Annotated in this window: 7 protein-coding genes; 4 read left to right on the top strand and 3 right to left on the bottom strand. The window is 71.1% G+C overall.

Going from position 1 to position 7408, the window contains the following annotated elements; genetic code table 11:
- The first annotated feature begins 24 nt into the window (after window positions 1-24).
- Complete coding sequence (gene glxA, locus AOK15_RS37080; RefSeq protein ID WP_055523045.1) at window positions 25-1995, top strand: radical copper oxidase GlxA; 1971 nt, start codon at window positions 25-27, stop codon at window positions 1993-1995.
- Window positions 1996-2022: 27 nt separating this feature from the next.
- Here the strand turns inward: glxA and AOK15_RS37075 are convergent, their stop codons facing one another.
- A complete protein-coding gene (locus tag AOK15_RS37075) occupies window positions 2023-3066 on the bottom strand; it encodes a glycoside hydrolase family 6 protein (protein ID WP_055523041.1) in 1044 nt (347 codons plus the stop codon).
- 176 nt (window positions 3067-3242) lie between these two features.
- On the opposite strand from AOK15_RS37075, the gene AOK15_RS37070 reads away from it, so the two are divergent.
- Window positions 3243-3752 carry a MarR family winged helix-turn-helix transcriptional regulator gene (locus AOK15_RS37070; RefSeq protein ID WP_055523039.1) on the top strand — a complete coding sequence of 170 codons (510 nt, stop codon included), beginning with the start codon at window positions 3243-3245 and terminating at the stop codon, window positions 3750-3752.
- A 15-nt stretch (window positions 3753-3767) separates the two neighbouring features.
- Here the strand turns inward: AOK15_RS37070 and AOK15_RS37065 are convergent, their stop codons facing one another.
- Entirely contained in the window at window positions 3768-4109 is a 342-nt protein-coding gene (locus AOK15_RS37065; protein WP_055523036.1) for a DUF3817 domain-containing protein, read from the bottom strand.
- Between the two features lie 95 nt (window positions 4110-4204).
- Here AOK15_RS37065 and AOK15_RS37060 point away from each other — a divergent pair, with 95 nt between their 5' ends.
- Window positions 4205-5905, top strand: a complete 1701-nt coding sequence (locus tag AOK15_RS37060; protein ID WP_055523033.1) for a coenzyme B12-dependent isobutyryl-CoA mutase large subunit — start codon at window positions 4205-4207, stop codon at window positions 5903-5905.
- 62 nt (window positions 5906-5967) lie between these two features.
- Here the strand turns inward: AOK15_RS37060 and AOK15_RS37055 are convergent, their stop codons facing one another.
- Entirely contained in the window at window positions 5968-6579 is a 612-nt protein-coding gene (locus AOK15_RS37055) for a TetR/AcrR family transcriptional regulator (protein ID WP_055523043.1), read from the bottom strand.
- Window positions 6580-6776: 197 nt separating this feature from the next.
- On the opposite strand from AOK15_RS37055, the gene AOK15_RS37050 reads away from it, so the two are divergent.
- A partial coding sequence (locus tag AOK15_RS37050) for a thioredoxin family protein (protein ID WP_157870481.1) occupies window positions 6777-7408 on the top strand: 632 nt, incomplete at its 3' end.

Raw genomic sequence — 7408 nt, 5'->3', positions numbered from 1 at the left:
CCGAAGAAGTCCAAGGCGCACCAGCTGCCGAAGAAGTCCAAGGCGCACCAGCTCTCGAAGAAGACCAAGAGGACGGCACTCGGCATCGGAGGCGTCACCCTCCTCGCCGGGCTGAACGCCCCGGCGGCGATCGGCTTCGCCGAGCAGCAGTACTACGAGTGGAAGATCGCCCAGCCCGGCTACAAGGCCCGGTACGGTTCCTGGTCGCAGGTCGACATCCCGCGCGAGTTCCGCACCAACGCCATCCACGCGGCCCTGCTGCACACCGGCAAGGTGCTGATCGTCGCCGGCTCGGGCAACGAGCAGAAGAAGTTCGACAAGGGGTCCTTCGACACCGTGCTGTGGGACCCGGCGAGGAACACCTTCAAGAAGGTCCCGACCCCCGTCGACTTCTTCTGCGCCGGCCACGCCCAGCTGCCCTCCGGCCGGCTCCTCGTGGCCGGCGGCACCGCCCGCTACGAACTGCTGGACGGCGAGGTCGAACGGGCCGGCGGCGGTATGCGCGTCAAGAACGAGAACCCCGACCGGGCCGTGTTCCTGAAGAAGGGCACCCGCTTCCGCTCGCCGTCCGGCACCGAGTACGTCAGCCGCTTCGACGTCACCGTCCCCCGGGCGAAGCGTGCCTTCGACATCACCTACGACGCGGCCGGCGCGATGCGGCCCTGGACGACGAAGGTCACCGCGAGCGAGGCCCGGGTCTTCGTCGAGGCCGCCGGGAAGGGCCCCCGGTTCGTCACCGACCGGCAGGCCCAGTACACGATCGTCGGGCTGACGGGGCAGGCCGCCGCCGACACCTACGGCCTCTCCGAGAAGATCACCCTGGACAAGCAGGACTTCCAGGGGATCAGGGCGGCCTACGAGTTCGACCCGGTGGCGGAGAAGTACGTGCCCGTCGCCCCCATGGCGAAGGCCCGCTGGTACCCCACGCTGGTCGGACTTCAGGACGGGCGGGTGCTCGCCGTGTCCGGACTCGACGACGTGGGGGTCGTCGACCCCGGCGACAACGAGATCTACGACCCGGCGACCCGGAAGTGGAAGCCGGGCCCCGAGCGGTACTTCCCCACGTACCCCGCCCTCTTCCTCACCAAGGGCGGCAAGCTGTTCTACCCGGCCTCCAACGCCGGGTACGGCCCCGCCGACGCGGGCCGGGTGCCGGGCCTGTGGGACCTCAGGACCAACACGTTCGAGAAGGTGCCGGGCCTGACGGACGCCGACCGGACGGAGACCTCGGCCTCCGTGCTGCTGCCGCCCGCGCAGGAGCAGAAGGTGATGATCCTCGGCGGCGGAGGCGTCGGCGAGTCACGGAAGTCGACCTCGCGCACGGCGGTCGTCGACCTGAAACAGGACTCCCCGGCCTTCCGGGACGGCCCCGACCTCCCCCAGGGCACCCGCTATCTGAACAGCGTGATCATGCCCGATGACACCGTCTTCACCTCCAACGGTTCCCGCGACTACCGCGGCCGTAGCGCCAGCAACATCCTCAAGGCGCAGTTCTACGACCCCCGGACCAACTCCTTCCGGGGCGCCGCCGCCCCCCGGGTGGGCCGCAACTACCACTCCGAGGCGCTGCTCCTGCCCGACGGCCGCGTCGCCACCTTCGGCTCCGACCCGCTCTTCGACGACCAGCAGAACACCAAGCTGGGCCACTTCGAGCAGCGCATGGAGATCTACACACCGCCCCGTCTGCACCAGTACGGCGAGGACCGTCCCGTCCTCGGCGACGGTCCCCAGGAGACCGACGCCAAGGGCCGCGCCACCTTCGCCACCGCCCACCCGGAGCGGATCGTCGCGGCCCGGCTGATGCGGCCCAGCGCGGTCACCCACTCCACCGACGTCGAACAGCGCTCCATCGCGCTGGGCGTCACCCGGACCCCCGACTCGATCACCATCGACGTCCCGGAGGACCGGACCCTCGTCCCACCGGGCTGGTACATGCTGTTCGTGACGGACGCGCGGGGCACACCGTCGGTGGCCAAGTGGGTCCAGGTGCGGTGACGGGTCCAGGCGCGGTGACGCCGGGGGCTACGCCTTCGTGTTGCGGGCCAGGCCGAGGGCGTAGTCCGGCCACCATGTGCCCGCCGCGGGTCCGCCCCGGCACTCCCCGTCCGACTCCCCGGGGCGTTTGATCCACAGATACGCGTCGAGGGCCGGCTCCCCGGTGTCCGTGGTGGGTGCCGTGCCGAGCGCCCGGCCGGGCGGGTTGCACCAGGCGGTGCCGCGCTCGCCGTTCAGCGGGCCGTTGCCGTTGCGGCTGGTGTCGACGACGAAGTGCTTGCCGCCGAGGGCCTCGGACAGCCGGAGGCCGTACGCCCTGGTCGCGGCGTCGGTCTGGAAGTTGGAGACGTTGAGGGAGAAGCCGTCGGCCCGGGCGATGCCGGAGCGGCGCAGCGGCGCGACGAGGTCGCGGGGGTCGACGATCCAGGCGGGGTTGCCCGCGTCGACGTACACCTTGGTGCGGGGCCGCTCCTTCAGTCGGTCGACGGCCTCGCCCAGCAGTCCCTCGCGCTCGGCGCGGTACTCGCCCGGGGTGCAGCCGTCAACGATGTGCGCGACCGCGTCCGGTTCCAGGACGACCAGGGCGTCGCCGCCCCCGAGGGCGCCGGCGAAGGCGTCGATCCACCGCAGATAGGCCCCCGAGTCCTCGGCACCGCCCGCCGAGTGCCGGCCGCAGTCGCGGTGCGGGATGTTGTAGGCGACGAAGACCGCCGTGCGGTGCTCCCGTCCCGCCGCCGCGACGGCCTGCGCGATCACCGGCACCGGGTCGTCGTCGGCCGGCCACAGGGCGGTCGCCCGCTCGGCGATCCGGCGCAGCAGCGCGGCGTCCCGTCCACGGCCCTCGTCCTCCCACCGCTGGATCTGCCGGGCCGCGGGGTTCGCCGGGTCCACCCAGAAGGGTGACCCGGCGGCGGGCCGTACGGCGTCGCCTGCCTTCTCGGTGGCGCCGCCGACGGAGGTGTCGCCGGAGCGGCTCCCGGCCGGGGAACCCGGCGACGCGCAGCCCGCCGCGAGCCCGAGCACGGTGAGGGCCGAGAGGACGGCGAGCGACGTACGGGTCGGCCGGGACATGGTGCTCCCTCTGCTCCCTGGACGGTGACGTACCGTGACGGTTCATCGCCGATCGTTACACGAGGCGATAAGCCGACTCGGTTGCGACACCGGCCGCGGAGGGCCGACGGTCCGCCGGGCGACCGAAAGGCGAGACGGGGCTGACCAGCATGTGACCGGCCGGTAAGGTCGATGCCGTGCCGAAGCCGCTCAGCCTCTCCTTCGACCCCATCTCGCGCGCCGACGAGCACTGGAAGCAGCGCTGGGGAAACGTCCCGTCCATGGCCGCGATCACCTCGATCATGCGCGCCCAGCAGATCCTGCTGGCGGAGGTCGACGCGGTCGTCAAGCCGTACGGGCTGACCTTCGCGCGCTACGAGGCGCTGGTGCTGCTCACCTTCTCGCAGAAGGGCGAGTTGCCGATGTCCAAGATCGGTGAGCGCCTCATGGTCCACCCCACGTCCGTGACGAACACGGTGGACCGTCTGGTGAAGTCGGGTCTCGTCGACAAGCGCCCGAACCCCAACGACGGACGCGGCACCCTCGCCTCGATCACCGACAAGGGGCGCGAGGTCTGCGACGCCGCGACCCGTGACCTCATGGCCATGGACTTCGGCCTCGGTGCCTACGACGCCGAGGAGTGCGCGGAGATCTTCGCGATGCTCCGCCCCCTGCGGGTGGCGGCGGGGGACTTCGAGGAGGGCTGAGCGGCGACTGCCGGGTCAGGCCGCGGCGGTCTCGGTCGCCGGGTCCTCGATGACGAGGGGCTCGGCCTCGCGGGTGATCCGGCGCTCGACGAAGAAGGCGGCGGTCGGGACCGTGCCCGCGAGCAGGACCCAGAGCAGACGTCCGACCGGCAGCTTCATCTTGTTGCCGAGGTCGAAGGCGAAGACCAGGTACAGCACGTACAGCCAGCCGTGGGCGAAGCCCACCACGGTGACGAAGGTGTCGAAGCCGTCCAGGCCCAGCACGCGCTTCCCGATCACGCCCGCCGTGAGCAGGATCAGCAGCACGGCCGTGACGAGGGCCAGCACTCGGTAGCGGGTCAAGACGCTCTTCTTCATGCCGTTGAGCGTAACGGGTGCTTCCGTGGCCCCCTCGGGCGCGTCCTGACCTGCGTCACTATCATTTACTAGGACGTCCAAGTAAATTGGTGGGCATGGACGCTGACGCCATCGAGGAGGGTCGCCGTCGTTGGCAGGCCCGGTTTGACGCCGCGCGCAAGCGCGAGGCCGACTTCACCACGCTTTCCGGCGATCCGGTGGAGCCCGTGTACGGCCCCCGGCCCGGGGACGTGTACGACGGGTTCGACCGGATCGGATGGCCGGGGGAGTACCCGTTCACGCGGGGGCTCCACCCGACCGGCTACCGGGGGCGGACCTGGACGATCCGGCAGTTCGCCGGGTTCGGCAACGCCGAGCAGACGAACGAGCGGTACAAGATGATCCTCGCCAACGGCGGCGGGGGCCTGTCCGTGGCGTTCGACATGCCCACCCTCATGGGGCGGGACTCCGACGACCCCCGATCGCTGGGCGAGGTCGGGCACTGCGGCGTCGCCATCGACTCCGCCGCCGACATGGAGGTCCTGTTCAAGGACATCCCGCTCGGGGACGTCACGACGTCCATGACCATCAGCGGGCCCGCCGTGCCCGTCTTCTGCATGTACCTCGTCGCCGCCGAGCGGCAGGGCGTCGACCCGGGCGTGCTGAACGGCACCCTGCAGACCGACATCTTCAAGGAGTACATCGCCCAGAAGGAGTGGCTGTTCCAGCCCGAGCCGCACCTCAGGCTCATCGGCGACCTCATGGAGCACTGCGCGGAGCGGATCCCCGCGTACAAGCCGCTGTCCGTCTCCGGCTACCACATCCGTGAGGCCGGGGCCACGGCCGCGCAGGAGCTGGCGTACACCCTGGCCGACGGCTTCGGATACGTGGAGCTGGGGCTCAGCCGCGGGCTGGACGTCGACGTGTTCGCGCCCGGGCTGTCCTTCTTCTTCGACGCGCACGTCGACTTCTTCGAGGAGATCGCCAAGTTCCGCGCGGCGCGCAGGATCTGGGCCCGCTGGATGCGCGACGTCTACGGGGCGCGGACCGACAAGGCTCAGTGGCTGCGGTTCCACACCCAGACCGCCGGTGTCTCGCTGACCGCGCAGCAGCCGTACAACAACGTGGTGCGCACGGCGGTGGAGGCGCTCTCCGCGGTGCTCGGCGGGACCAACTCCCTGCACACCAACGCCCTGGACGAGACCCTCGCACTGCCCTCCGAACAGGCCGCCGAGATCGCGCTGCGCACCCAGCAGGTGCTGATGGAGGAGACCGGCGTCGCCAACGTCGCCGACCCGCTGGGCGGTTCGTGGTACGTCGAGCAGCTGACGGACCGTATCGAGGCCGACGCCGAGAAGATCTTCGAGCAGATCAAGGAGCGCGGGCTGCGGGCCCACCCCGACGGGCGGCATCCGATCGGGCCGATGACCTCGGGGATCCTGCGGGGCATCGAGGACGGGTGGTTCACCGGCGAGATCGCCGAGTCCGCCTTCCGCTACCAGCAGGCCCTGGAGAAGGGCGAAAAGCGCGTCGTGGGCGTCAACGTCCACCACGGCTCCGTCACCGGGGACCTGGAGATCCTGCGGGTCAGCCATGAGGTCGAGCGCGAGCAGGTGCGGGTGCTGGCGGGGCGCAAGACGGCCCGCGACGACGCGGCGGTACGGCGTGCTCTGGACACCATGCTCGCCGCCGCCCGGGGCGGGTCGAACATGATCGGGCCGATGCTGGACGCGGTCCGCGCGGAGGCCACGCTGGGTGAGATCTGCGGGGTCCTGCGGGACGAGTGGGGGGTCTACACGGAGCCCGCGGGCTTCTAGACGCCGTTCGCGGAAGGGGGCGCGCGTGCGCCGGCCGGTCGGCACGGTCGCGTGCGTCCCCCTCAGTCCGCCGCCTGCCCCAGTCCCACCAGCAGGAGCCTGGTGAAGGCACGCACCCACTGCTCGTCGGCCGGCTCCGCGCTCACCAGGGTGCGGTGGACCACCGCGCCCGCCACGACGTCGAAGATGAGGTCGACGGTCGTCGGGTCGGACTCCGGCGGGAGTTCACCACGGGCCTGGGCGCGGTTGCGGCCCTCCAGGACCAGTCGCTTCTGGCGTTCGACGATGGACGTGCGGATGCGTTCGCGCAGCGCGTCGTCGCGGGTCGACTCGGCGATGACGGCCATCAGGCCGCTGCGTGCCTCGGGGCGGGCCAGGATCGCGGCGAACTGGAGCACCACGCCCTCGATGTCCGCCGCGAGGCTGCCCCGGTTGGGGATCTCCAGCTCGTCGAAGAGTTCGGCCACCGCGTCGACCACGAGCTCGTTCTTGCCCGCCCAGCGGCGGTACAGGGTCGTCTTGGCCACCCCGGCGCGCGTCGCCACGTCGCCCAGCGTCAGCTTCGACCAGCCCAGCTCCACAAGAGCCTCCCGGGTGGCCGCCAGGATCGCGGCGTCCGCCGTGGCGCTGCGCGGACGCCCCGTGGCGCGGGAGGCAGGGGTGCGGCTCTGCATGCCGCCGACCATATCCGGCCGTTCTTCGGCGCCTGGGGATGTCGTGCCCGGTGCCGTGAGGCAGATCACCGGGGAGTGGGTACATAGGAGTCGCGGGTGCAGTTACGCTACGGGTCGTAGCGAAAGCTCGGGCACGGGGGGACGGCCGACTTCGCGACGCTTTTCACGCGTGCGCCAAGAGGGGGGAGGATGTACTCATGCAGCCACGGAACATGTCCATGAGCGGAGTCGTCGACCTCGCCGCGGTGAAGGCGGCCCAGGAGGCCAAGGCGAAGGCGGAGCAGGCGCGCGCCGAAGCGGCCCGGCAGGGCGGCCAAGGAGCGGTCTCCCCGGCCGACCTGGTCATCGACGTCGATGAGGCCGGGTTCGAGACGGAGGTCCTCCAGCGCTCCACCGAGGTGCCCGTCGTCATCGACTTCTGGGCCGAGTGGTGCCAGCCCTGCAAGCAGCTCAGCCCCGTGCTGGAGCGGCTGGCCGTCGACTACAACGGCAAGTTCGTCCTCGCCAAGATCGATGTCGACGCGAACCAGATGCTGATGCAGCAGTTCGGGATCCAGGGGATCCCGGCGGTGTTCGCCGTCGTCGCCGGGCAGGCGCTGCCCCTCTTCCAGGGAGCCGCCCCCGAGCAGCAGATCCGCGCCACCCTCGACCAGCTCGTGCAGGTCGCCGAGCAGCGCTTCGGCCTCACCGGCCTCGTCGTCGACCCCGACGCCGAGCCCGGTGCCGTCGAGTCGGCCCCGCAGATCCCGGCCGGCCCCTACGACCATCTGCTCGCCGCCGCCGTACAGGCCCTGGACGCGGGCGACTTCGGCGGCGCGGTGCAGGCCTA

Origin of the sequence: Streptomyces ossamyceticus (assembly GCF_001418475.1) — a bacterium.
Classification (GTDB): Bacteria; Actinomycetota; Actinomycetes; order Streptomycetales; family Streptomycetaceae; genus Streptomyces; species Streptomyces ossamyceticus.
This window is presented reverse-complemented; position numbering and strand designations above follow the sequence as displayed.

Bases quoted from the DNA above. Each gene is read 5' to 3' on its own strand.
- AOK15_RS37075 (WP_055523041.1), bottom strand. From the start codon at position 3,066: ATGTCCCGGCCGACCCGTACGTCGCTCGCCGTCCTCTCGGCCCTCACC.
- AOK15_RS37065 (WP_055523036.1), bottom strand. From the start codon at position 4,109: ATGAAGAAGAGCGTCTTGACCCGCTACCGAGTGCTGGCCCTCGTCACG.
- AOK15_RS37055 (WP_055523043.1), bottom strand. From the start codon at position 6,579: ATGCAGAGCCGCACCCCTGCCTCCCGCGCCACGGGGCGTCCGCGCAGC.
- AOK15_RS37060 (WP_055523033.1), top strand. From the start codon at position 4,205: ATGGACGCTGACGCCATCGAGGAGGGTCGCCGTCGTTGGCAGGCCCGG.